At 66.8% G+C, this 24,413-nt stretch carries 21 protein-coding genes and 1 pseudogene; 9 read left to right on the forward strand and 13 right to left on the reverse strand.

The window, feature by feature from the left end; genetic code table 11:
• Positions 1–8: 8 nt before the first annotated feature.
• The 8 genes from NP4_RS25940 to NP4_RS42775 all read left to right on the forward strand — a co-directional run bounded on the left by NP4_RS25940 (position 9) and on the right by NP4_RS42775 (position 10,555).
• On the forward strand, positions 9–371 hold the full coding sequence (locus NP4_RS25940) for a DUF742 domain-containing protein (RefSeq protein ID WP_062508578.1): 363 nt from the start codon (positions 9–11) through the stop codon (positions 369–371).
• Positions 352–939, forward strand: a complete 588-nt coding sequence (locus tag NP4_RS25945; protein ID WP_373863869.1) for a GTP-binding protein — start codon at positions 352–354, stop codon at positions 937–939. The genes NP4_RS25940 and NP4_RS25945 overlap by 20 nt, the downstream gene beginning before the upstream one ends.
• A 43-nt stretch (positions 940–982) precedes the next feature.
• The gene (locus NP4_RS25950) at positions 983–2,764 is read left to right on the forward strand and encodes a gamma-glutamyltransferase family protein (RefSeq protein ID WP_114755862.1); all 1,782 of its coding nucleotides are present in this window, start codon (positions 983–985) and stop codon (positions 2,762–2,764) included.
• Between the two features lie 249 nt (positions 2,765–3,013).
• The gene (locus tag NP4_RS25955) at positions 3,014–4,522 is read left to right on the forward strand and encodes an ABC transporter substrate-binding protein (RefSeq protein ID WP_245998525.1); all 1,509 of its coding nucleotides are present in this window, start codon (positions 3,014–3,016) and stop codon (positions 4,520–4,522) included.
• Positions 4,523–4,527: 5 nt separating this feature from the next.
• Positions 4,528–6,159 carry an ABC transporter substrate-binding protein gene (locus NP4_RS25960; RefSeq protein ID WP_068003009.1) on the forward strand — a complete coding sequence of 544 codons (1,632 nt, stop codon included), beginning with the start codon at positions 4,528–4,530 and terminating at the stop codon, positions 6,157–6,159.
• Positions 6,160–6,177: 18 nt separating this feature from the next.
• On the forward strand, positions 6,178–7,122 hold the full coding sequence (locus NP4_RS25965) for an ABC transporter permease (RefSeq protein ID WP_245998524.1): 945 nt from the start codon (positions 6,178–6,180) through the stop codon (positions 7,120–7,122).
• Entirely contained in the window at positions 7,119–8,015 is an 897-nt protein-coding gene (locus NP4_RS25970; protein WP_068003013.1) for an ABC transporter permease, read from the forward strand. The genes NP4_RS25965 and NP4_RS25970 overlap by 4 nt, the downstream gene beginning before the upstream one ends.
• Positions 8,016–8,026: 11 nt before the next feature.
• Entirely contained in the window at positions 8,027–10,555 is a 2,529-nt protein-coding gene (locus NP4_RS42775) for a dipeptide ABC transporter ATP-binding protein (protein ID WP_245998518.1), read from the forward strand.
• Positions 10,556–10,558: 3 nt separating this feature from the next.
• On the opposite strand, the pseudogene NP4_RS25985 reads toward NP4_RS42775, so the two are convergent.
• From NP4_RS25985 to NP4_RS40220, 9 genes and pseudogenes are all read right to left on the reverse strand, one after another.
• Positions 10,559–11,331 (reverse strand): annotated as a pseudogene (locus NP4_RS25985) (cyclase family protein).
• A 37-nt stretch (positions 11,332–11,368) separates the two neighbouring features.
• Entirely contained in the window at positions 11,369–11,872 is a 504-nt protein-coding gene (locus NP4_RS25990; protein WP_068003016.1) for a MaoC family dehydratase, read from the reverse strand.
• On the reverse strand, positions 11,869–12,822 hold the full coding sequence (locus NP4_RS25995) for an ornithine cyclodeaminase family protein (protein WP_211335960.1): 954 nt from the start codon (positions 12,820–12,822) through the stop codon (positions 11,869–11,871). The genes NP4_RS25990 and NP4_RS25995 overlap by 4 nt, the downstream gene beginning before the upstream one ends.
• Positions 12,819–13,835, reverse strand: coding sequence for a 4-hydroxy-2-oxovalerate aldolase (dmpG, locus tag NP4_RS26000; RefSeq protein WP_068003019.1), 1,017 nt, complete (start codon positions 13,833–13,835; stop codon positions 12,819–12,821). Before dmpG ends, NP4_RS25995 begins: the two co-directional genes overlap by 4 nt.
• On the reverse strand, positions 13,832–14,728 hold the full coding sequence (locus NP4_RS26005) for an acetaldehyde dehydrogenase (acetylating) (protein ID WP_068003021.1): 897 nt from the start codon (positions 14,726–14,728) through the stop codon (positions 13,832–13,834). The genes dmpG and NP4_RS26005 overlap by 4 nt, the downstream gene beginning before the upstream one ends.
• Positions 14,725–15,579 (reverse strand): HpcH/HpaI aldolase/citrate lyase family protein, encoded by an 855-nt coding sequence (locus NP4_RS26010; protein ID WP_068003024.1) that lies wholly within the window; start codon positions 15,577–15,579, stop codon positions 14,725–14,727. The genes NP4_RS26005 and NP4_RS26010 overlap by 4 nt, the downstream gene beginning before the upstream one ends.
• On the reverse strand, positions 15,576–16,847 hold the full coding sequence (locus tag NP4_RS26015) for an 8-amino-7-oxononanoate synthase family protein (RefSeq protein WP_068003026.1): 1,272 nt from the start codon (positions 16,845–16,847) through the stop codon (positions 15,576–15,578). Before NP4_RS26015 ends, NP4_RS26010 begins: the two co-directional genes overlap by 4 nt.
• On the reverse strand, positions 16,844–17,713 hold the full coding sequence (locus tag NP4_RS26020) for a cupin-like domain-containing protein (RefSeq protein WP_211335959.1): 870 nt from the start codon (positions 17,711–17,713) through the stop codon (positions 16,844–16,846). Before NP4_RS26020 ends, NP4_RS26015 begins: the two co-directional genes overlap by 4 nt.
• A gap of 24 nt (positions 17,714–17,737) precedes the next feature.
• Positions 17,738–18,937 (reverse strand): MFS transporter, encoded by a 1,200-nt coding sequence (locus NP4_RS40220; RefSeq protein WP_169813809.1) that lies wholly within the window; start codon positions 18,935–18,937, stop codon positions 17,738–17,740.
• Between the two features lie 247 nt (positions 18,938–19,184).
• Between NP4_RS40220 and NP4_RS26030 the strand changes: the two genes are divergently transcribed.
• Positions 19,185–20,228: a YdcF family protein gene (locus tag NP4_RS26030; protein ID WP_068003029.1), complete on the forward strand. Its 1,044-nt coding sequence runs from the start codon at positions 19,185–19,187 to the stop codon at positions 20,226–20,228.
• Position 20,229: 1 nt separating this feature from the next.
• Here NP4_RS26030 and NP4_RS26035 read toward each other — a convergent pair whose 3' ends face one another.
• Genes NP4_RS26035 through NP4_RS26050 form a run of 4 tightly spaced genes read right to left on the reverse strand, consistent with a single transcriptional unit; the run spans position 20,230 to position 24,413 of the window.
• Positions 20,230–21,342 (reverse strand): ABC transporter ATP-binding protein, encoded by a 1,113-nt coding sequence (locus NP4_RS26035; protein ID WP_068003032.1) that lies wholly within the window; start codon positions 21,340–21,342, stop codon positions 20,230–20,232.
• 10 nt (positions 21,343–21,352) lie between these two features.
• A complete protein-coding gene (locus tag NP4_RS26040; RefSeq protein WP_068003035.1) occupies positions 21,353–22,177 on the reverse strand; it encodes a carbohydrate ABC transporter permease in 825 nt (274 codons plus the stop codon).
• A complete protein-coding gene (locus NP4_RS26045; RefSeq protein ID WP_068003039.1) occupies positions 22,177–23,070 on the reverse strand; it encodes a carbohydrate ABC transporter permease in 894 nt (297 codons plus the stop codon). Before NP4_RS26045 ends, NP4_RS26040 begins: the two co-directional genes overlap by 1 nt.
• A 2-nt stretch (positions 23,071–23,072) precedes the next feature.
• Positions 23,073–24,413, reverse strand: coding sequence for an ABC transporter substrate-binding protein (locus NP4_RS26050; RefSeq protein ID WP_068003042.1), 1,341 nt, complete (start codon positions 24,411–24,413; stop codon positions 23,073–23,075).

Raw genomic sequence — 24,413 nt, forward strand, 5'->3', positions numbered from 1 at the left:
CCCAAGATATGTTCGGCTGGTTCGGCAACCGGCCCGGGCAGCAGGAAGAACACGATGATTTCGTGCGTCCCTTCGTCGTCACCGGGGGCCGCACCACACCGGTGATCGATGGCCTGCGCATCGAAACCATGGTGCAGGCGCCGCCTTCGGCGCTGCCGGCGCCGCTGCAACTCGAGCAACGAGCCGTGGTGCAGCTGTGCCAGCAGCCGCATTCCATCGCCGAAATCGGCGCGGCACTGCGTGTTCCGGTCGGCGTGGCCAAGGTGATCGTCAGCGATCTGGCCGCCGCCGGCTATGTCAACGTGCGTGAGGCGCCCGAGCTGTCCATCGCCGCGATCGAGAGGATCCGTGATCTTGTCCGAGCGCTCTGACCGGTCCTTCGGCCCGAGCACGCCCTCCTCGGTGAAGATCGTGATCAGCGGTGGATTCGGGGTCGGCAAAACAACTTTCATCGGCGCGATCTCCGAGATCGAACCGCTCGCCACCGAGGCCGCGATGACGGAGGTCTCGATGGATGTGGACGATCCGGGGCGACGCGAGGACAAGACGCAGACCACGGTCGCGCTCGACTTCGGCCGCATCACGCTGGACCAATCGCTGATCCTCTACCTGTTCGGCACGCCCGGCCAGGATCGGTTCGTCTTCCTGTGGGACGACCTGGTCGACGGCGCGCTGGGTGCGGTGATCGTGGTGGACACCAGCCGGATCGACGACTGCTACCCGGTGCTGGACTATTTCGAGAAGAAGAACACGCCGTTCGTGGTGGTGGTCAACCGCTTCGAGAACGAGCGTCGCTTCGCGCTGGCCGAGGTCCGCGAGGCGCTCGAACTCGAGGATTGGATCCCGCTCGTGGAATGCGATGCGCGCAGCCGGGAATCGGTGCGCGATGTGCTGGTGGCGCTGCTGGAACAGGTGCTGTTCCATCGGGTCGCGGTGTGAAGTAGTTCTGGACGAAACAACTACGAGAGGCAATACTCACCCGGTGTTCACCACGCGTCCGACCCTGCAGGGCACCTTCGGGATGGTGTCGTCGACCCATTGGCTCGCCTCGTCCACCGCGATGGCGGTGCTCGAGAACGACGGCAATGCCTTCGACGCCGCCGTCGCCGCGGCCTTCGTGCTGCATGTCGCGGAACCGCATCTCAACGGTCCCGCCGGTGAGGTGCCGATGATCCTCGCGCCCGCGGGCGGTGCTCCGCGCGTGCTGTGCGGTCAGGGTCCGGCCCCGGCCGGGGCGACGATCGAGCATTACCGCGGGCTCGGACTGGATCTGGTGCCGGGGACCGGGCCGCTGGCCGCCGCGGTACCCGGCGCCTTCGACGCGTGGCTGGTGCTGCTGCGCGATCACGGTACGAAATCGCTGGCCGAGGTGCTGTCCTACGCGATCGGCTACGCCGAGCGCGGAATTCCGGCGGTCGAACGGATCGGGCAGACGATCGCCGAGGTCGCCGAGCTGTTCGACACCGAGTGGCGCAGTTCCGCGGCGGTCTATCTGACCGACGGCCGCCCACCGGCTCCCGGTGCGCTGCTGCGCAATCCGGCGCTGGCCGCGACCTGGCAGCGGGTGCTGGCCGAGGCCGAGGCCGCGGGCGCCGATCGCGACAAGCAGATCGACGCGGCGCGGCGGGTCTGGCGGGAGGGTTTCATCGCCGAGGCCCTGGTCGCCGCCGCGGCGCGGCCCACGATGGATACCTCCGGCGAGCGCCACACCGGCACGCTCACCGGCGAGGACATCGCGAATTACGCTGCGACATACGAGGATCCGGCGACCTACACCTGGAACGGATGGACCGTCGCCAAGCCCGGACTGTGGAGTCAGGGCCCGGCGCTGCTGCAACAGTTGGCGCTGCTGAGCGAACCGCTGGACTACGCGACGCCGGAGTACTACCACCGGCTCATCGAGGGTTCCAAGCTCGCCATGGCCGATCGCGAGGCGTGGTACGGCGACAGCACCTCGGTCTCGCTCGCGACGCTGCTGTCTCCGGAATACAACGCGGCGCGCCGGGAGCTGATCGGATCGCGGGCCTCGGAGGAACTGCGACCGGGCAGCCCGGACGGGGCCGAACCTCGCCTCAGCGAGTATGTCCGCACGAGTTCGGCCGCGGGCGTGGCGGTTCCGATCGGCGCGGGCGAGCCGACGGTCAAATCCAACGGGGCCACCCGGGGCGATACCTGCCATCTCGACGTGGTGGACCGCTGGGGCAATATGATCGCCGCGACGCCGAGTGGCGGCTGGCTGCAATCGAATCCGGTGGTACCGGAACTCGGTTTCCCGCTGGGCACCCGGTTGCAGATGTCGTGGCTGGATTCGGATCTGCCGAATTCCCTTGTCCCGGGACGTCGTCCGCGTACCACCCTGAGTCCGTCGCTGGCGCTGCGCGGTGATACGCCGGTCATGGCATTCGGCACCCCGGGCGGGGATCAACAAGATCAATGGAATCTGCATTTCTTCCTGGCTGTCGCACTGCGCGAGCCGGTGCGCGGTGGATTGGATCTGCAGGGCGCGATCGACGCGCCGAACTGGCATCAGGAGAGTTTCCCGGGGTCGTTCTATCCGCGGGTGATGAATCCCGGTGCGGTGGTGGTGGAATCGCGGATCGGTTCCGATGTGATCGGCGAACTCGAGCGCAGGGGTCATCGCGTCACGGTGGGTGGACCGTGGTCCGAGGGACGTTTGTGCGCGGTGGCTCGTGATGCGGAAACCGGTGTGCTGTCGGCCGGTGCGAACCCTCGCGGAATGCAGGGGTACGCCACCGGGCGATAACCGTAGAGAGGGCTCGATACAGCGGTCCGCACGGCGCGGATCGCTATGAGTGGCACCCTTTTTCGGCAATTGAAGACGAATCATATTTCCAGCGAGAAAAAATCGAGTTCGTGAAGTAGGTTGTTGCCCATGCTCGTACGCCTGTCCAGGCTGGCGGGGCTCGGCGTGCTCGCCGTGGCGCTCGCTTCCTGTGCGCCGTTGCAATATCCGGATCGGAACGCAACGCACACGGATGATTTCGGTACCCCGGTGGGTACGCAATCGGTGCGCGAGGGCGGTGATCTTGTTATGGGCTTGTCGAACGAACCCGACAAGCTCGATCCGACCACCTCGAGTTCCCTGTATACCCGCTACGTCATGAGCTCGATGTGCGAGAAGCTCTACGACAACGACGCGGCGGGAAAGTTGGTGCCGCAGTTGGCAACCGATTTGCCTACCGTCTCGTCGGACGGATTGACGGTCACCATTCCGGTTCGTACCGGGATCAAATTCGCCGACGGTACCGCGTTCGACGCCGCCGCGGTGCAGAAGAGTCTGCAGCGGCATCTGACGATGAAGACCTCGCAGCGAACCAGCGAGATGGGCCCCATCGCCTCGATCGAGGCCGAGGGCTCCGCGGCGGTGGTGATCAAATACAAGAAGCCGTTCGCGCCGATCACCGCGGCACTGGCGGACCGGGCCGGAATGATCATGTCGCCCACCGAAATCGAGAAGTCGGGTGATCATTTCAGTGATCATCCGGTGTGCGTGGGCCCGTTCAAATTCGTGAAGCGGGTGCCGCAGACCTCGATCGTGGTGGAGCGCGATCCGCTGTACTACGACGCGCGCAAGGTGCACCTGGACACCATCACCTATCGGATCATGGCCGATGCCAACATTCGTGCATCGAATCTGCGTTCCGGCGATATTCAGGTCGCCGACACCATCTCGCCGCAGGATGTCGATGCGCTGGAGAAGGATTCGGGACTGCACCTGCTGCAGTCGCGGGCGCTCGGTTTCCGGGGTATCTATCTGAATATCGGCAATGTGGACGGTGTGGGTAAGCCCGCCAAGCCGATCGACACCCCGCTGGCGAAGGATCCGCGTGTCCGCGAGGCCCTGTCGCTGAGCATCGACCGAGCGTCGCTGGTCGACACCGTGTTCAACAATTGGTACGAGCCGACCTGCTCGCCGGTGGTGCCGCAGAGCACCTATGCCACGCCCGCGGCAACCGATTGTCCCGCTTACGATCCGCATCGTTCGAAGCAATTGCTGGCGGAGGCGGGCGTGCAGCTGCCGTATCACGTGAAGCTACAGGTGCAGAACAGTCCGGATCAGCTCCGTTACGCGCAGGCTCTGCAGGCCAGCATCGCCGAGGGCGGATTCGCCCTGGATGTGCAGCCCACCGAATACGCCACGATGCTGGATGTGCAGAAGCGCGGTACCTATGAGGCGCTGCTGCTGGGCTGGTCGGGCCGGATCGACCCGGACGCCAACATCACGCGGTTCATGGTGACCGGATCCAGCGGCAACTACAGCGGTTACAGTTCGCCCGCGCTCGACGATCTGCTCGGCCGGGCCGGTCGCATCACCGACACCGAGCAGCGCGCGAAGCTGTACGAGCAAGCGGTACAGGCGATTCAGAAGGACAATCCGTACATCTACACCTATCGTGAGCGCCTGCTGACGGTGCATTCGACGCGGGTGACCGGCGTCGAGATGTATCCGGACGGTGTCGTACGTCTCGGCTACGCCGCGTTCCGGGTAGACAAGGGCTGACAACGATGCGTATTCGCTTGCTCCGCGCGATCGCGTTCGGCATGGTCGCCCTCGCCCTCGGCTCCTGTTCCCAATCGCAGCCGCCGGTCCCGGTCGTCACGCATATGGACGACTACGGCACGCCGATCGGTAACCAGCAGGTGCGCCAGGGCGGTGATCTGGTGATGGGCCTGTCCAACGATCCGGACCGGCTCGATCCGACCACCTCCAGCTCGCTGTACATGCGCTATGTGATGAGCACGGTCTGCGAGAAGCTCTACGACAACGACTCCTCCGGAAATCTGGTGCCGCAGTTGGCATCCGGGCTGCCGCAGCTGTCCGACGACGGTCTGAGCGTCACCATCCCGATCCGCTCGGGCATCAAATTCGCCGACGGCACCCCGTTCAACGCGGCCGCCGTGCAGACCAGTCTCGAGCGGCATCTGCGCTTGGAGGGTTCGCAACGCACCGGTGAGATGGGCCCGATCACCGATATCGACACCGACGGTTCGAGCCAGGTGACCATCCACTACAGCACGCCCTTCGCGCCGATCACCGCCGCGCTCGCCGACCGGGCCGGGATGATCATGTCGCCGACGGCGCTGAAGGAGGAGGGCAAGGATTTCGGCGATCATCCGGTGTGTGTGGGGCCGTTCAAATTCGTCAAGCGCGTACCGGGCGTATCGATCGCGGTGGAGCGCGATCCCGAGTACTACGACGCGCAGAACGTGCACTTCGACACGATCACCTACCGCATCATGCTCGATGCCAAGACCCGGGCCGCGGCGCTGCGCAGCGGTGAGATCCAGGTCGCGGATACGATGTCGCCGACCGATGTCGACGAGCTCAATGCGGATCCGCGGCTGCACCTGCTGGTTTCGGGTTCGTTCGGCTTCCAGGGCTTCTATCTCAATATCGGCAATGTCGACGGGGCCGGGAAGCCGATCAAGCCGATCGACACCCCGCTCGCGCGCGATCCCCGTGTCCGGCTGGCACTTTCGCTGACCATCGATCGACAGGCCCTGGTGAACAAGGTCTTCAAGGGCTGGTATGAACCCGCCTGCACGCCGATCGCGCCGCGCACCTCCTATGCGACACAGGTCGGGACGGCCTGTCCGCTGTTCGATCCGGAGCGCTCCAAACAGCTGCTCACCGAGGCGGGCGTGCAAATTCCGTATCCGATCACCATGCAGGTCATGAATGTCTCGGATCAGAAGGAATACGCCCAGGCGCTACAGGCCGAGGTCGCCAAGGGCGGTTTCGATCTGCGGCTGGTGCCCACCGAATACCCGGATATGCTCACCGCTCAGAAGAAGGGCTCCTACGAGGCGCTGCTGCTGGGCTGGTCGGGCCGGCTCGATCCGGACGGCAACATCTCCCGATTCCTCACCACCGGTTCCAGCGGCAACTACAGCGGATACAGCTCGCCCGCGATGGACGAGGTGCTCGGCTGGGCCGCGCACAGCACCAGCGCGCAGCGGCGCGGGGCGCTGTACGAGCAGGCGGTCCGGTTCCTCCAGCGGGAGAACCCCTATATCTACACCTACCGGCTGCGCAATCTGACCGTGCACTCGACCTCGGTGACGGGGATCGAGGTGTACGCCGACGGCGCGGTCCGGGTCGGCAAGGCCGCGTTCGTCACGGATCGGAATAGCTGAATACCCATGCTGCAGTATGTGTTCCATCGCTTGTGGCAGTCCGCTGTCACCTTCGTTCTCGTCTCGCTGGTCGTCTTCGTCGGAGTCCGGGCGCTACCCGGTGATCCCGCCACCACGATGGCCGGCGAGCAGGCCGATCCCGCCGCCATCGCCGCGATGCGCGCCCAGCTGGGGTTGGACAAGTCGCTACCGGTGCAGTACCTCGAATTCGTCAAGCACGCGGTCACCGGCGATTTCGGCCGTTCCATCCGCACCGGCACCCCCGTGCGGGACATGATCGGCACGACGCTGCCGGTGACGCTGCAGCTGGCGCTGTACGCCATGCTGGTCGCGGTGCTGGTCGGCGTGATCGGCGGTGTGGCCGCGGCGGTGTATCGCGGGCGCTGGCCGGAATGGCTGGCCAATGGTTTCTCGCTGGTCGGATTGTCGGTGCCGACGTTCTGGCTGGGCATTCTGGCGGTGCTGTATCTCTCGGTGGGACTGGGGCTGTTCCCGGCCTCGGGGTATGTGTCCCCGTTCCAGGATCCGGTGCGCGGCATCTACTTCCTGACCCTGCCCGCGGTGATCCTCGGCGTGACCCACGCGGCGGTGGTGCAGCGGCAGACCCGCTCGTCGATGGTGGAGACGCTGACCGCCGACTTCGTGCGCACGGCACGGGCCAAGGGGCTCGGGCAGCGCGCGGTGATCCTGCGCTACGGGCTGCGCAACAGCCTGATTGTGGTCACCACGGTCATCGGCCTGCAGCTCGGACTGCTCATCGCGGGCGCGGTGGTGACCGAGCGCATCTTCAGCCTGCCGGGTATCGGGAAGCTGACGCTGGATTCGGTGTTCACCCGCGACTATCCGGTGATCCAGGCCGTCGTGCTCGTGATCACCGCCTCGTACATCCTGATCAACCTGCTCGTCGACGTGCTGTACACGGTCATCGACCCGCGGGTGCGAGTGTCCGGGAGGGCGCAATGACCGTCACCGATACGACCGTCACGGTCACCGAGGCCGTCACCACCCCGCCGCCCGCGCAGGCCCGCGGCCGGATTCTGCGACATCTGCGGCGTAATCCGCTGGGGCTGCTGGGGGCGGTGCTGCTGGCGATCGTGATCCTCGTCGGGGTGTTCGCGCCGCTGCTGGCGCCCTACGCGCCCGCCGAGGTGCATTTCGCGACGCCGTTCCAGAAGCCTGGTACGACCGGATTCCTTTTGGGCACCGATGATTTGGGTCGCGACATTCTGTCCCGGGTGCTCTACGGCACGCGCGCCTCGCTCGAGGTGGGTGTGCTGGCGGTGCTGTGCGCGGTGGTCGTCGGCGTACCTTTGGGGCTGCTGGCCGGATACTGGCGGTGGCTGGACGCACTGGTATCGCGGGTGGCCGATGTGCTGCTGGCGTTTCCGTTCGTGATCCTCGCGGTCGGACTGGTCGCGATCTACGGCGCGGGTCTCGGCGAGGCCGCGATCGCGCTGGGCATCGCGCAGATTCCGGTGATGATGCGGGTGGTGCGCGCGGAGACGTTGCGGCTCAAGGAAACCGACTTCGTCCTGGCGGCGAGGACGATGAATGTGCCGTCGTGGCGGATCCTCGCCGGGCACATCCTGCCCAACGCGCTGGCGCCGATCATCGTGCAGGCCACCGTGATCATGCCGACGGCCGTGCTCGGTGAGGCGATCCTGTCGTTCCTCGGACTCGGTATCAAACCGCCCGCGCCGAGTCTCGGCATCATGCTCTCCGATGCGCAGCAGTATTTGTTGCGGACGGCGTGGCCGGGCATCTTCCCCGGCTTGGCGTTGCTGCTGATCTGCTTGGGATTCAACCTCTTCGGCGATGCGCTGCGTGATGCGCTCGACCCGAAGACGAGCCGGTGAAGGAGCTGGCAATGACCGAACCACTCGTGGCGATCAGCGATCTGCGGATCTCCTACGGCGCGGCGACGGCGGTCCACGGCGTGGACCTGGTCATCGCGCCGGGCGAGCGGGTCGCGGTGGTGGGCGCCTCCGGATCCGGTAAATCGACACTGGCCCATGCCATTATCGGTCTGCTGCCCGGCGCGGGCCGGGTGACCGGCGGCAGTATCCGCTGGCGCGGTGAGGACATCACCCACGCCGCGGAGAAGCGGCTGCGGCGGCTGCGCGGCAAGGAAATCGGCCTGGTTCCGCAGGATCCGATGTCCAACCTCAATCCCGTCTCGCGAATCGGCCGCCAGGTCTCGGAAACCCTGCTGGCACACGGTATTTGCACGCGAGGCGAGGCCCGGAACCGAGCGATCGAACTCCTGGGCGAGGCAGGCCTGCCCGACCCCGCCCGCCGCGCCCGCCAGTACCCCCACGAATTCTCCGGCGGCATGCGCCAGCGCGCCCTGATCGCCATCGGCCTGGCCTGCCGACCCGACCTCCTGATCGCCGACGAGCCCACCTCGGCCCTGGACGTAACCGTCCAACGCCAAATCCTCGACCACCTCGACAAACTCACCCGAGACCTCGGCACGGCCCTGCTCCTGGTAACCCACGACCTCGGCCTCGCCGCCGAACGCGCCGACCGCGTAATCGTGATGTCCGAGGGCCGAATAGTCGAAACCGGCCCCGCCCGAGACGTCCTGACCAACCCCCAACACGACTACACCAAGCGCCTGGTCGCCGCCGCCCCCGCCCGAGTCGTCCCCCTGATCGCGGAAGCGATCCTCGACGAGCAGACCCCCGAAGCCGCCGCCATCGAAACCAACGGCGCTGCGAAAACGTCCGCAACCAATGGTGCGCCAAAGTCGGCCGCAGCCGAAACCAACGGCGCGGCAAAGGCTTCGAAGACCGCAAAGCCCACTCCGACGGAGATTTCCGCCCAGCCGGAAGAGACCGCCCCGGCCGAGGCTTCCGCCCGGGCCGACGGTACTCAGGCCGAAGCGGCTGCCACGGTTGAAAAGTCCGCTCCGGCGGAGAAGTCCACTCGAGCTGATGGTTCCGCCTCGGCCGAAGAGTCCGCTCCGGTGGAGAAGTCCGCTCACGCCGATGGTTCCGCCACGGCTGAGGAATCTGCCTCGACCGACAGTTCCGTCAAGGCGGAGGAGGCTGCCTCAACCGAAAAGTCCGCTGCGGTGGAGGATTCCGCTCAGGTCGAGAGGGCTCCCGCGGTCGGAGGGGCTACGTCGGATGACGGCTCTGCTGCTGTGGCGGAGGCCGTTTCGGGTGAAGAGGGCGCTCGAGCTGAGGGTTCCGCTTCAGACGAGAGGTCTCCCTCCACCGAAGGTTCTGCCCAAGCGGAAGAGGCTGCAGCGGCTGAAGGCTCTGTCTCGGACGAGGGCGCTTCCGCCGCTGATGGTTCGGGTCAGGTCGAGGAGGTTGTCTCGGCCGGAGAGTCCGCTCCGGTGGAGAAGTCTGCCCAGGCCGATGGGTCCGCCACAGCCGAAGGGTCTACGTCGGCTGATGGCTCTGTTCCGGCAGGGGAGGTCGCCTCAGCTGAAGAAGGTGCTCGCGCCGCGAGTTCTGCCCCCGCCGAGAAGTCTTCCTCGACCGACGGGCCTACCCCGGACGAGGGGACCGCTTCGGTGGGATCCATCAAGGCTGAGGGAGTTGCCTTGGGTGATGGTTCTGCGCAGCTCGAGGGTGTGGCGGTGCTGGAGGTTGCGCATCTGTGTAAGGAGTACAAGATTCGGGGGCGGGGTGGGGTTTTGCGGGCGGTGGATGATGTGTCGTTCACTATTGGGCGGGGGCGGACTACGGCGATTGTGGGGGAGTCGGGGTCGGGGAAGACGACTACGGCTCGGATGATTTTGGGGCTGGTGGCCGCTACCTCCGGGACGATTCGGTTGGATGGGCAGGAGGCTGTCGGGTTGCGGGGAGCGCGGTTGCGGGCGGCTCGGTTGGCCATGCAGCCGGTTTTCCAGGATCCGTATTCGTCGTTGGATCCGATGTGGACCGTGGAGCGGTTGATCGCGGAGCCCTTGCGGGCCTTCGGCATCGGTGATCGGGAGACGCGGCGGGCTCGGGTGGCCGAACTGCTCGAGCGGGTGGCGCTCCCGGCCTCGGTGACCCATCGCTATCCCAACGAGCTGTCCGGCGGTCAGCGTCAGCGCGTGGCCATTGCCCGGGCGTTGGCCATCGAACCCCGGCTGGTCGTCTGCGACGAGGCCGTCTCGGCGCTCGACGTCCTGGTTCAGAAGCAGATCCTGACCCTGCTGTCCGATCTGCAGACCCGCCTGGGCGTCAGCTACCTGTTCATCTCCCACGACCTGGCCGTCGTCCAGGCCCTGGCCCACGACGTGGTGGTCATGCGTGAGGGCAAGGTTGTGGAACAGGGCCCGGTGGACAAGGTTCTGAAGTCCCCGAGCGATCCGTACACCCGACGTCTCCTGGACGCGATTCCGGGCGCGGGAGTCTTCGGGGCGGAGGAGATTCGGGAAACGGTGAACGCCTAGCCGCTACTCGTCGAAGATCGCCACCGCCCGGGTCCAGCCCGCGGAGGCGGCGTGGATTTTGACCGGGAAGCAGGCTATTTGGAAGCCGGTCGCGGGGAGGGACTCCAGGTTGTGGAGTTTCTCCAGGTGGCAGTAGCCGATGTCGCGACCGGCTCGGTGACCCTCCCAGATGATCGAGGGGTCGTGGTCGCGGGCGTAGCGGGCGGCGGTGTGGACGAAGGGGCGTCCCAGCTCCAGGCGTCGGTGCCGGTGAGGCGGATGCCCTGTTCCAGGAGGTGCAGGGTGGCCGCGCGGCCCATGCCGCAGCCGGAGGAGACGTAATCGGCTGTGCCGTAGCGGGTTCCGGCGGCGGTGTTGACGACGACGATCTCGAGTGGGCTTAGCCGGTGGCCGATGCGATCCAGTTCGGCGGCGACATCCTCGGCGGTGACCACATAGCCGTCGTCGAAGTGGCGGAAATCCAGCTTCACCGCGGGCTGTAGGCACCATTCCAGCGGCACCTCATCGATGGTGATGGCCCGCGCACCGCCATCCATGGTGGCCGAATAGTGGTAGGGCGCATCGAGATGTGTGCCGTTGTGCGTGGAGATCCGCACGCGCTCGACGGCCCAGCCCTCGCCGTCGGGCAGATCCGATGCGGTGGCCCCGGGAAAGAATCCGAGCACATCCTGGACGGTATCGGCGTGGCCGTAATAGTCGATCTCGGGTAGCAGCCCGGGCGGATCCGAGGCGATGCCCGCCTGTAGCGGTACGGAGATGTCCACCAGCCTGCGCACGATCGCTCCCTTCCTCGGCGAACCCCCCGATTCGAATCTAACCGGAATCGGTTGCGCTGGTACGGCACCGCACCAGGAACGATCGTTCGAAGGTGATGACCGTTTCGCCCGAGGATTTCGCGCCGGTGGTCTCGACCGTCACGATGCCCTGGGTCGGTCGCGACCGCGAGCGGCGTTTGGTGAGGATGCGGGAGGTGGCGTAGAGGGTGTCGCCGACGAAGACCGGTTCGGCGAGCCGGACCCGGTCCCAGCCGAGATTGGCCACGGCGCGGGCGGACAGGGCCTGCACGGTCATACCGCCGATGAGCGCCAGGGTGATGGAGCTGTTGACCAGCACGCGGCCGTATTCGGAAGCGGCGCCGTAGGTTTCGTCGAAATGCAGGGGATGCTGATTCATCAGCAGCAGGGTCAGCCAGGTGTTGTCGGTTTCGGAGACGGTGCGTCCGGGCCAGTGCTTGATGACCATGCCGGGTTCGAAGTCCTCGTAATCGCCACCGTGCTCCTCGACGTATTCGTTGTCGCCGACGCGTCGCAGGGTCATCGCCGAAACTCCTCGTAGATGGCCGCCGCGGCGGCGGTGTCCTCGATGGCCGCGCCGACGCCGCGAAAGACCGTGGTGCGGCCGTCGGGGCGGGCGGGCAGCGCGCCCAGTTCGTGCAGATCGTCGAGCGTGAGGAAACCCTGGGCGAGCGCTGCTCGGATCTCACCCGCCTCTTCCCTTGCCGCGGAACGGGTTTCGACCGCGACGAAGGCGGATTTCAGTAATCCGGGATCGAATTCGAGCGCATCCTCGTGAATGCCGCCGATCGCATTGAGATGCGCACCGGGCGCGACCCAATCGGCCTCGACCAGCGGCGTGCGATCACCGGTCGCGGTGGTCGTGCAGATCACCTCGGCATCGTGCACGGCATCGAAGACGCTGTCGCACACGATGATCCGACCGGGCGCGCCGGGCTCCTGCCGGACGCGCCGCGCGAAGACCTCTGCCCGCTCTCGCGTCCGAGACCAGATGCGCACCGAATGTACCGGCCGCACAACCGATATCGCCCGCAATAGCGCACCCGCCTGCACCCCCGCGCCGACCAGTGCGAGATCACCCGCGTCCGGCCGCGCGCACATCCGCGTGGCCAGAGCCGCCACCGCACCCGTCCGCACCGCCGTCAACTCGGCGCCGTCGAGCAGCGCGAGGATGCGCCCGGACTCCAGTTCGGTCAGGACCACGACGCCGTGAATGAGCGGCAGCCCCCGCCCCGCATTTGCGGGGGTGAGCGTGGTGACCTTCACCGCGGCGAGTTTGCGCGCACTCCACGCGGCCGGACTGACCAGCAGCTCGGACATGGTCGAATCATGCTGTACCAGAGTGCGTTCCGGGGATACTGCCCGCCCGGCGGACAGGTCGGCGAAGGCGTCGCCGAGCGTATCGATGACCGCCCGCAGCACCTCCGCACCGCCCATCCGCGCGGCGTCGATCATCGGCGCCACGCCGCTCACACCCGCACCTCCCCGCGCGCGCTCAACTCCGCGACCACATCGACGATGAGATCCTCCTGCCCCGCGATCGCCTGCCGCCGGCCGAGTTCGAAGAACACATCGCGCGGATCCACCCCGGCCCGCCCCGCCAGATCCAGCACCGGATTCTTGAAACCCGAGAACACCCCGGCCAATCCGCTCACGATGCTCAGCGAATTGGTGATCGGCGGCGCGGGCATGAGCGTCCGCTCGGCGAGGTCGGCGGCGTCGAGCAGGCCGTACAGATCGATCCCGGTATCGAACCCCATCCGCTCCAGCACCGGCACCAGCACCTCGAGCTGAGTATTGCCCGCACCCGCGCCGAATCCGCGCGCGCAGCCGTCGATGATGCCCGCCCCGGCCTGCGCGGCCGCCAGCGAATTCGCCACGGCCATACCGAGATTGTTGTGCCCGTGGAAGATCACCGGCACCTCGACCGCCGCGGCGATCGCCGCAATGCGCGCGGTGACGTCCGGGGGCAGGAAATGCCCCGCGGAGTCCAGGATGCCGACCGCCCGCGCCCCGTACTCGACCAGCCGCGCACACTGCTCGGCCAGCTCCTGCGGGGTGGCCATATGGCTCATCAGCAGCACCCCGTGCGCCTCGGCGCCCGCCTCGCGCAGGAAGCCCAGATGCCGTTCGGCCAGCGTCACCTCGGTGCAGTGCGTACCGATCCGCACCACATCGGCCCCGTGCGACAGGGCGCGACGCAGATCGGCGGTGGTGCCCCAGCCGGGCAGCATGAATACGCCCATTCGACTGTGCGACAACGCCTCCCGCACCGTCGACAGCATGACGTCGTCGGTGAGGGCGGCCCGCCCGACCTGCAGCGAGGAGGCGCCGAGGCCGTTGCCGTGCCCGACCTCCACGACCGGGATGCCCGCTCGATCGCAGGCGGCCGCGTATGCGCGCAACTGTTCGACGCCGAGCTGATGGCGTACGGCGTGATGGCCGTCGCGCAGCGTGGGATCGTGGATGAGTACCTTCGTCGTCATTGCCCCACCCTGGTCATGGCGGCCGAATCCCGGCTGGCCGCATACTGTTCGGCGACCAGAACGGCCGCGGCGTTGATGATGTCCAGATTCCCCGCGTGCCGGGGCATCACCGCGCTGGTGGCGATCACCTCGGCCGAGATCGACACTCGCGTATCGGCGACCGTGCACGCGGTGATCGCGTAACCGGGCGCGAAGGCCCGCACCTCCTCGGCGGCCCGGGTGACGACGGCGTACACGCTCTCGGTGGTCGCGCCCTCGACCTCCGCGGAGATCGCCACCCGGAAGGTCGCGGGCGGTACCGCCGGGCTGATGTTGATGATCGCCTTGGTGTCGCGCACCCCGCTGAAGACGCTGAGCGCCTGCTGGGTGGTCTGGACGAATTCGTCCAGATTCAGCCGGGTCGCGCGCCCGGCGATAGTGCTGGCGACGGTCGTGACGACCTCGATGTAACGGGTCGGAAAGGCCCGCGCGAGCGCGTGCACGAGGGGCACCGACGCCTGACCGCCGCAGCTGATCAGGCTGATATCGCGCTGTTCCGGCACCCGGGTGCCGGTGACCGTCGGCACCACCATGTGCCCGATCTTGCTGGGCGTCAGATCGATCAGCAGCGTGTCCAGCGGTTCCAGGCGACGCCAGTGTTCGAGATGGGAGTGCGCGTTGGTGGCGTCGAAGACGACGTCGAACGGGCGGGGCGCCGCCAGGATCGCGTCGATGCCGTCGGAGCTGACCGGATAGCCGAGCTCGCTGGCGTGGCGCACCCCCGCCGACAGCGGATTACGCCCGGCCACCAATTCGCAGTGCAGCAGCGCCGATCGGTGAATCTTGTCGACCAGATCCATCCCGATCATGCCGGTGCCGATGACGGCGACCCGCAGGGGTTCGGTGATGATCATTCCCGGCCTCCGAATCGTGCGGTCCAGGCGTCCGCGAGCGCGACCGCAGCGCGGGCCTTGCGGGCGAACGGCGGGCCGACCATATTGCCGTCGAGTACCGCGACGCCGCCCACGGGCACGGCCTCGGTGACCCGCCGGGCGAACCGCAGTTCATCCGGATCCGGGCGATAGGCCCGATTGATCGCGGCGAGCTGTTCGGGATGGATGGCCACCTTGCCGTGGAAGCCCAGCGCTCGGGTCCCGTCGATCTCCTCCTGGAGCGAGGCGGGCTCCTCGAGGTGGAAGTTGCTCGTATCGATGCAGGCGATGCCGTAGCGGGCGCAGGCCATGGCCATCGCGTGCCGGGCGCCGAGCATGCCCGCCCAGGTGATCTCGATGCCGAGCGTGGCCGCGAAATCGGCGGAGCCGAAGACCAATCCGTCGCTGACCGCGGCGACGGCGTCCATGGCGGCGATCGCCTCGACGGTTTCGACGGTCACATAGATCTCCGGATGCCGCCCCGCGGCGGCGAAGGCGTTGCGCACGAGCGTGATCTCCGCGGGCGCGCAGACCATCGTCATGACGATGAATCCCGGTGCGGCCGAACTCTCGGCGAGCATGATCAGATCCCGCATCGCCTCGATCGAGCCGAGTTCGTTGATCCGGACCGCGATATTCGCCGGATTGGGGGCCTTCTCCAGCGCCTCGCGGCAGATGATGCGCGCCTGCGATTTCGCCTGCGCCGGAACGGAATCCTCGAGATCGATCAGATGGACGTCGGCATCGTAGGACCACGCCTTGACGACGCGATCCAGCGACAGGGCCGGGGTGTAGAAGATGCTGCGGGGGATGGCCCGCGCCCCGGCGGTCACCGGACCGGCTCCGGCTCGACCGCGCCCGCGGGCGCACCCACGCCGGTGAGCACCGCGCACAGGTCGCGGATCTGTTCCTCGGTGTGCCCGGCGCGCAACATGACCCGCAGTCCCGCGGTGCCGCGCGGCACGATGGGGAAGAACACCGGGGAGACGTAGAACCCGGCCTCGAAGACCGTGCGGCCCGCCTCGATCACGGTCGCGTCGCTCATCGGCACCAGCCGGATCGGATAGGTGCTGCCCGCCTGATCGGTGCCGACCAGCGAATCGAACAGCGCGATATTGCGATACAGCCGATCCTGCAGTTCGGTGAGTTCGCCGGTCCGATGGATCTCCGCGGAGGCCAGACCCGCGCCGCACGCGGCGGTATTCAGCAGTTGCGAATAGTTCAGCGCCCCACCGAAACGCTCGATGACGCGCAGCGTCTGCTTGGAATAGCCGTCCAGGACGATGGCCGCGCCGCTGGTGCCGAACGCCTTGTTGAGCGTCATCACGACAATGGTGCGCTCATCCAGTACGGGGCTGTGCGAGCGGACGTAGCCGATGCCGCGCTCACCGTAGGCCGACATGGAATGCGAATCGTCGTAGTAGACCAGCAGACCGTATTTGTCCTGCAGCGCGGCCAGTTCGCGGACCGGGGCGTAGCCGCCCAGGCTGTCGCTGCCGTCGCAGACGTAGGCCACCCGGGCGTATTTCTTGCACGCGTCCTCGATGAAATCCAGATCGTGATGGGGTGAGGTGACGACCTCGGTCTCATCGGCGCAGACCGGTTTGACGTTGGCCATCGAGATGTGCGCGTAGCGATCGAAGATCATCAGCGGGCGCGTGCCGTTGCCGAGGTGTCCGGAGGCGATCAGCGGCAGCAGGCCGAAGGTCGCGGTGCTGGCGGAGATGGCGCAGACCACGGTGGCCCCGAGCAATTCGCTCAGTGAATCCTCGAGTTCCAGCATCGCGGGGATCTGCACGCGGCTGCGCGCGATGCAGTGGTCCAAGACGCCGTAGCGGCGCAGCGCCTCCACCCCGCCCTCGATCACCTTCGGATGGGTGTCCAGATCCAGATACGAGCAGCAGCTGAAATTGACGAATTCGTGTCCGGCGGCGGCGTATTCGAGCCCCGGCCGGGTGCGCAGTACGCCGTCGTCGAGATCGGCGACGATTCCGGCCAGCCCGTTGCGTTCGGACATGTCCCAGAAGGTATTGCCGATACCGACCAACTTGTCGTTATTGCGATAGGCGTGGGTCGGGGTGATCTGCTTGCGGTCGGTCATCGGGTGCTCCCGGCCGTTTCGGGCTGATAGTTGTAGACGCCCTTGAGTTTTCGGAAGGCGGCGGTGTAGAGGGCACTGCCCAGGACGTAGGGGCGGCGCAGGATCTTCGGATCCCACATCCAGAAGTTCATATTGATATTGAGTTCGTCCACCGATTCGGCCTGATGCCACCAGCCCAGCGGCAGATACAGCATCTGACCGGGTTCCAGCAGGATGTCGCGGCGCTGCGGCAGGCGCGCGTCGAGTCGCGGAAAGCGGCGTGGGTCGACATCGGTGAAGTCGAACGCCTGTGACTTGTCGCCGAAACCCTGCAGCAGCGAGCGCGGATAATAGTCGCGGAATCCCGGCGGCATGAGGATGAACCGCTTGCGGCCCTCGAGTTGGATATTGAAGTTCTCCAGCTCGTCGAAATGGCTCTGGGTGAATACGCTGCGGTGGCTGATCCACAGATTCGCGGCATTGCGCAAACCGCGCGGCCCGAACAGCACCTCGGGATCGAATCCGATGATCGCGCGGACCGCCTCGGGCATGTTCATGATATTGGCGACTATGCGATGCCAGGACTGCCCGTCCGTGCCGTCGGCATAGCGTGCGAAGAACTCTCGCAGCTGGATTCGCGAGGTCTCCCAGCGCTCGGTGTTCTCCCGGTTGCTCGGCTCGGAGAACAGCGTCACCGGCGCGTCGCCGAGCCGTTCGAGCACCAGGTCGCGGTCGAAGGCGCGCTGCTGCGGCAGGCGATCGATCACGACGGGTACGTCCGCCCGGATGATCGCGTCCCGGCCCAGCGCCCGGAAATCGTCGAATGCTATGCGTGCCACCGGCAGTGGCCCGGCCTCGGTTGCGGCCCCGATACGGTCGTGGGTCACGGCGTCCTCCCTGTGTACTACATTTCACGCCTGTTGGCTGAGCTCGGATTCCTTTGTGGAAGTGAGGATTTCGGATCCGGCGACGGTGGCGCAGCAGGCGAAGGCGCCGCCGCCGACGGCCAGCCAGCCCGCCGCCTGGAAGCCGTCGCGGTCGGCGAGTTGGCCGCCGATCGCGATGCCGAGGGCGGACCCGAGTGCGGCGACACTGGACAGCCACGCGAACCCCTCCGACAGCGATCCCGCCGGAACCAGCGCCTGGACCAGCGCGCTGCCCGAAATCCAGGTCGGCGAGACGACCAGGCCGGAAACGAATGCGCTGACGGCCATCACGACGGTCGGACCGCCGAGGGCCAGCGGCACCGCGCCCAAGCCCAGCAGCGCGATCGCCGCCAGGAACAGCCGATCCTTGCGAACACGCCAGTCCACCGCGCCGAACCACAGGCCGGACAGCAGACTGCTGAACGCGGTCAGGGCCATCAGCAGGCCGGTGAGTTCGGTGATCCGATGTTCGCGGGCGTAGGCGATGATCGTCATATCGACCGCGCCGAGGAACAGGCCCATACCCACATAGGCCGCGATCAGGACCCGCATGCCGGGTATGCCGATCGCCCCGCCTCCGCGCGTGGCTTCGGTTGTGCCGGAGGCGGGTTCGGAGCGGCGATGCGCCGCGAGCAGTAGTGAGCCGACGGTGGTCAGCACGACGCAGGCGATCAGTCCGGCGGAGGCGTGCACGCCGGTCACCAGCGCGACCACCAGCAGCGGCCCGGTGACGAAGACGACCTCGTCGAGGATCGACTCGACGGCGTAGGCGGTGCGCAATCGGCCGGGTTCGGCCAGACTCGCCCAGCGGGCGCGCACGAACGAGCCGAGCGGGACCACCGTGACGCCCGCGCACAGGGCCGCGGCGAGCAGAATCCACGGCGGCGCGGCGAGGGCGATCGTGGCGGCCAGCAGGGCGGTGGCCAGCAGATTCAGCGCGCCGCCGGTGACTATCACGCGGCGCTGGCCGAAGCGATCGGCCAGACGGCCGATGTACGGCCAGGCAACGCCCTGGGCGACTACCAGTGTGCCCGCGACGATTCCGGCGGTGCGCAGGGCGCCGTCCATCGCGACGACGAACAGCACACAGCTGACCGATCGCATCGATGCGGGAAACCGGCCGATCAGTCCCGACAGGGAAAGGGTCGCCGCGCCCGGTGTTTTCAGCAAACCGATATAAGACACTGAATAACCCCCCCGACGAATTGAGAGTCGGCTTTCGCCCGCTACGATGCGCAAGCGTACAACATAAAGAAGGACCTTTTCTCGAAATACATTCGGAATCCAGGCAAAAAACATGATCGGAACATTTGAAAAATTCGACCGGTCGAAACGCGGGGTCGGGTGGATTGTCCGTTGTTTGGTTGCGGCACAACGGGGAATCGCCGCTGCGTCGGCTACCACGATGCGGTGGAAGAGGGAGGCGAGGACGATGGGATCGGCGGCGCTGTTGATCATCGGCACGGCCCTGGCGATCATCGGGGCGATACGCACGGCGTACGAACCACGCCGACTATCCACGGGATTCGTTCTGCTGGCGGCCCTTTCGGCGCTGCTGCTCGGCTGGGGCGGACCGATCGCGGAGCTGTCGCCGATCACGGTGTCGCGTCTCGGCGTTGGCATTCTGGTGGCCCTCGTGCCGCTGGGCGCGGGCATTGCGCTGATCGCCAACGGCGTGCTGGTGATGCGGCGGGAGGGGCCCGCGCCGATCACCTGTACTCCCATCGTGGTCGGCGGTGGCCTGCTGATGCTGGTGGCGGCGACCGTGGCGGTGGGCGCGGATCCGCGTGTCCCGCCCTGGGTTACGGGGCTGGTGGTCACGATGGGCACCCTCTCGCTGTATCTGCTCGCCCATCTGATCGCGTTCGGCGGCTACGCCCTGCTCTACAGCAATCTGCCGGACGAACCGGAGACCGATGCGGTCCTGGTACTCGGCTGCGGTCTGAATCTGGTCCGGGTCACGCCGCTGCTGAAGGCGCGACTCGAGCGTGGGATCCGGGCCTACCACGCGGCGGTGGCCGCGGGGGCCGGTCCGCTGGTCGTGGTGTGCGGCGGTCGCGGACCGGATGAGGCCATCTCCGAGGCGGACGCCATGGGCCGCTACCTCGCCGCGCACGGCATACCGCGCGGGGTCGTGGTCCGCGAGCGGCGCTCGCGCAATACCGAGGAGAATCTGCGCAATGGACTGCGCGAACTCGAGGCCCGCGGCCTGCCCGCGGACCGAATCCGGATCACGGTGGTCACCAGCAACTTTCACGTGCTGCGCACGGCCGCGCTGACCCGGCGCATGGGCATCGACGCCCAGGTGCTCGGCGCTCGGACCGCGGGTTACTACTTACCCGCGGCCTTCCTGCGCGAATTCGTCGCGGTGCTCACCACCCACTACCGGCGCACCCATGTCGCGGTGGCCGCCGCGGCGGCCGTCGCGCTGATCTCCGTCGCGGCCGATGCCGCCTTCACGATGACGGGTTCGTGAATCAGTCGCCGACCCGTTCGCCCGTGCCCGGGTGGAACAGGTGAATCGCGGACGGGTCGTCGATCAGCAGGGTGACCGACTCGCCGCGGCGGGCCGGGGCGCGCTGTGGCGAGCGGGCGACGAAGGTGACCTCCTCGCCGTCGAGTCCGGCCACGGGCGTGCCGGGCAGCCGGGCGTAGACGAAGGATTCGCTGCCGAGATCCTCGACCAGTTCGACGGTCACGGTGAAACCCGCAGCGCCCTGCCGCAATCGGAGATGTTCGGGACGGATGCCGATGGTTACCCGCTCCAGATCGGCCGCGGCGAGTGCGGACATGCGCTCGCGGGGCAGCGCGATGATGGCGCCCGCGAGATCGATGCCCTCGGCGACCAGCGGCACGGTGCACAGGGTCATCGACGGTGAGCCGATGAATCCGGCGACGAAGGCGTTGGCGGGGCGGTCGTAGAGTTCGCCCGGGGTGCTGAACTGCTGTAGGCGGCCGTCGCGCAGCACCGCGACCCGGTCGCCCATGGTCATGGCCTCCACCTGATCGTGGGTGACGTAGACGGTGGTGGCGCCGAGTCGCCGCTGCAGCGCGGCGATCTGCGTGCGGGTCTGCACGCGCAGCTTCGCGTCCAGATTGCTCAGCGGCTCGTCCATACAGAACACTCGCGGTTCGCGCACGATGGCCCGGCCCATCGCGACCCGCTGGCGCTGTCCACCGGACAGTTTCGCGGGTTTGCGGTCCAGATACGGGGTCAGCCCGAGCAGTTCGGCCGCCTCGGCCACCCGGCGCTTGCGTTCGGCCAGCGGAACTTTCATCATCTTCAGCGCGAAACCCATATTCTCGCCGACGGTTTTGCTCGGATACAGCGCGTAGTTCTGGAACACCATGGCGATATCGCGGTCCTTCGACGGCACCCCGACCATATCGCGGCCGTCGATGCGGATCGAGCCGCTGTCGATGTCCTCCAGCCCGGCCAGCATGCGCAGCGCGGTGGACTTACCCGAGCCGGAGGGCCCGACCAGGACGATGAACTCGCCGTCGGCGATGTCGAGGTCGAGCGAGTCGACCGCGAGGGTATCGGCGCCGGAGTAGGTACAGGAGGCGTTCTCGTAACGAACTGTGGCCATTGCTACTTCCTTATTTGATCGCACCGAAGGACAGGCCGCGCACCAGCTTGTTCTGCGCCAGCCATCCGGCCAGCACCACGGGCAGGGCGGTCAGGACCGCCGCGGCCGACAGCCGCGCCCAGTACAGGCCCTCGCCGGTGATGAAGCCGACCAGATAGACCGGAATCGTCTGTGCCTGCACCGCGGTCAGATTCACCGCGAAGAAGAATTCGTTCCACGAGAAGATGACGCAGATCAGCGCGGTGGCGGCGATTCCGGGGGAGACCAGGGGCGCGATCACCTCGCGCACGGCGGTGAGGGTTCCGGCGCCGTCCATTCCGGCGGCCTCGAGCAGCTCGCCCGGGACCTCGAGGAAGAACGAGCGCATCATCCACACCGCGATGGGCAGATTCATGCCGGTGTAGAGGATCACCAGGGCCCAGATATTGTCCAGCAGGCCGATATCGCCGACGATCACGTACAGCGGCACGATCGCGGCCACGATCGGCAGCATCTTGGTGCCGATGAAGAACATCAGCGCGTCGCGGGTGCGCCGGATCGGGCGTAGCGACAGTGCGAAGGCCGCCGGAATGCCCAGGGCCAGTACGAGAATCGTGGAGACGATCGTGGCGAAGGCGGAATTGAGCAGGGTGGTCCCGATACCGCTGTCCAGAACCGCGGAGAACTGGTCCAGCGTCGGGGTGAACAGCAGTTTCGGCGGATCGGTGTAGGCGTCACCCTCCTGTTTGAACGCCGTCAGCACCATCCACAGCACCGGGAAGAACATCCCGAGGCCGATCGCCCAGGCCAGTACGCCCCAGGCCGCGCCGATTCGGTCGCGTCGCTTCGCATTCATCAGGCCGCCTCCTCTCTACCGGTGAAGGACCGGAACAGCAGTCGCAGCGCGAGCGTGGCGACCACGGTGGTGGCGACGACGGTCACCACACCCATCGCCGCGGCCTGGCCGATATCGAAGCCGAGGAAGGCGCGCTGATAGATGTAGAACGGCAGATTCGAACTGGCGATGCCCGGCCCGCCGGAGGTCATCATGTATACCGCGTCGAACGTGTTGACCAGATAGATCGCGCCGAGGACCGCGCCGAGTTCGATGAATCGGCGCAGATGCGGCAGGGTGAGTTCGCGGAAGATCTGCAGCGCGCCCGCGCCGTCGACCCGGGCGGCCTCGGCGATGTCGCGAGGCATCGACTGTAGGCCCGCCAGGATGAGCAGCATCATGAAAGGCGTCCACTGCCAGACCAATTCGGCCATCACCGCCGGGAGCGGATATTTGCTCACCCAGTCGATCTGGCCGGCCCCGAACGGTTTCAATACGAAGTTGATCAATCCGAACACCGGGTCGAGCATGGTCGTCTTCCAAATCAACGCCGCTGCAACCGGTGTCACGAGAAATGGCGTGATGAGCAGAGTCCGCACGATGCCGCGGCCGAGGAAGGCGCGGTCGAGCAGGATGGCCAGCAGCAGTCCGAGGATCACCGAGACGATCACCGTGCCCGCGATCAGAATGACGGTATTGAAAGCGACTTCGCGAAATTGGCTGTCGCGGAACACATCCGCGTAGTTCCGCAGCCCGGTGAAATGCCGCGAACCCGGCCGCACCAGATTCCACGACTGGGTGGAGTAGTACAGCGTGAATACGAACGGCACCTGGGTGACCACGATCATGAAGATCAGCGCGGGCAGCAGCGGGCCGCGCCGTCGCCAACCCTCGGCGCGCGAGATTCCGGACATGGCTACTGATTCCCTCGATAGGACCGGCCGACGACGTCGGCGTACTGCTGGGCCTGATCCAGTGCGGCCCCGACGCCGACCCGCCCGGCGATGGCCGCGCTGATCTGCTGGCTCACCCGGGTGCCCAGATCCTGGAACTCCGGGATGGTGAGGAATTGGATGCCGGTATACGGAACCGGTTGCAGCGTAGGATGTTCCGGATCGACGCCCCGCATCGCGGCGAGGGTCAGGGGGCCGTAGGCCCTCGACGCCTCCTTGTACTCCGGTATCTCGTAGGTCGAGACCCGGCTGCCCGGCGGCACATGCGACCAGCCGAGCCGCTCGCCGACCATGCGGATATAGGGTTTGCCGGTCATCCACGAGATGAACTTCCACGCGGCGTCGGGCCGCGGGCTGGACTTGGGAATGCCCAGCGACCAGGTGTAGAGCCAGCCGGAATTCGGTTTGCTCGCCACCGGCGCGAGGACGTAGCCGATCTTGCCGACCACCTTGGACGACGCGGGATCCTCGAGGACCGAGACCGCGGAGGTGGCGTCGTACCACATGGCGGTATTGCCCTGCGACAGCTGCGTGGCGCATTCACCGAATCCGCTCGTCGCGGCGCCGGGTTCGCCGTGGGCGCGGACCAGATCGATGTAGAAGCGTACTGCGCGAACGACTTCCGGGCTGGTGAGCTGGGCGTTCCAGTTCTCGTCGAACCAGCGCCCGCCGAAGGTGTTGATCACGGTGTCCAGCGGCGCGAGCGCCTCGCCCCAGCCGGGCTTGCCGCGCAGGCAGATTCCGGAGCGGCCGCGGTCGGGATCGTCGAGTTTCGCCGCGAATCGCGCCACCTGATCCCAGGTCGGCTGATCGGGCATGGCGAGTCCGGCCTCGGCGAACAGATCCTTGCGGTACATCAGGAACGAGGATTCGCCGTAGAACGGCACCGAATACATATTGCCCTGATACGACAGCGATTTGCGCAGCGACGGAATGAAATCCGCCTCGTCGTAGCCGGGTGTGGCGCGCGCGTGGTCCGACAGATTCACCAGCCAGCCGTTGGCGGCCCACTGTGGCGTCTCGTAGTTGCTGATCATGACGACGTCGAATTCGCCGCCGCCGGTGGCCACCGAGGAGGTGATCTTGGCGCGTGCCTCGTTCTCCGACAGCGAGACGAATTTCAGGTGGATGCCGGGGTTGTCGCGCTCGAATTCGTGCGATAGCGAGATCGCGTCGCGCATCTGGGAATTGGAGACCATGGCGATGGTGACGGTCGTCCCGCCGCCGCCGGTCAGCGAGCCCGCACCGGCGCATCCGGTGAGGGTCAACAGGGCGGTAATCGCCAGCGCCGCTGCGGTTCTCAT

Source organism: Nocardia pseudobrasiliensis NBRC 108224 (genome assembly GCF_001613105.1).
Taxonomy (GTDB): domain Bacteria; phylum Actinomycetota; class Actinomycetes; order Mycobacteriales; family Mycobacteriaceae; genus Nocardia; species Nocardia pseudobrasiliensis.

What these genes read in the sequence shown, in the direction of transcription:
- NP4_RS25940 (WP_062508578.1), top strand. Translation starts at nt 9, where the DNA reads ATGTTCGGCTGGTTCGGCAACCGGCCCGGGCAGCAGGAAGAACACGAT.
- NP4_RS25960 (WP_068003009.1), top strand. Translation starts at nt 4,528, where the DNA reads ATGCGTATTCGCTTGCTCCGCGCGATCGCGTTCGGCATGGTCGCCCTC.
- NP4_RS25970 (WP_068003013.1), top strand. Translation starts at nt 7,119, where the DNA reads ATGACCGTCACCGATACGACCGTCACGGTCACCGAGGCCGTCACCACC.
- NP4_RS42775 (WP_245998518.1), top strand. Translation starts at nt 8,027, where the DNA reads ATGACCGAACCACTCGTGGCGATCAGCGATCTGCGGATCTCCTACGGC.
- NP4_RS25990 (WP_068003016.1), bottom strand. Translation starts at nt 11,872, where the DNA reads ATGACCCTGCGACGCGTCGGCGACAACGAATACGTCGAGGAGCACGGT.
- dmpG (WP_068003019.1), bottom strand. Translation starts at nt 13,835, where the DNA reads ATGACGACGAAGGTACTCATCCACGATCCCACGCTGCGCGACGGCCAT.
- NP4_RS26005 (WP_068003021.1), bottom strand. Translation starts at nt 14,728, where the DNA reads ATGATCATCACCGAACCCCTGCGGGTCGCCGTCATCGGCACCGGCATG.
- NP4_RS26015 (WP_068003026.1), bottom strand. Translation starts at nt 16,847, where the DNA reads ATGACCGACCGCAAGCAGATCACCCCGACCCACGCCTATCGCAATAAC.
- NP4_RS26030 (WP_068003029.1), top strand. Translation starts at nt 19,185, where the DNA reads ATGGGATCGGCGGCGCTGTTGATCATCGGCACGGCCCTGGCGATCATC.
- NP4_RS26035 (WP_068003032.1), bottom strand. Translation starts at nt 21,342, where the DNA reads ATGGCCACAGTTCGTTACGAGAACGCCTCCTGTACCTACTCCGGCGCC.
- NP4_RS26040 (WP_068003035.1), bottom strand. Translation starts at nt 22,177, where the DNA reads ATGAATGCGAAGCGACGCGACCGAATCGGCGCGGCCTGGGGCGTACTG.
- NP4_RS26045 (WP_068003039.1), bottom strand. Translation starts at nt 23,070, where the DNA reads ATGTCCGGAATCTCGCGCGCCGAGGGTTGGCGACGGCGCGGCCCGCTG.
- NP4_RS26050 (WP_068003042.1), bottom strand. Translation starts at nt 24,413, where the DNA reads ATGAGAACCGCAGCGGCGCTGGCGATTACCGCCCTGTTGACCCTCACC.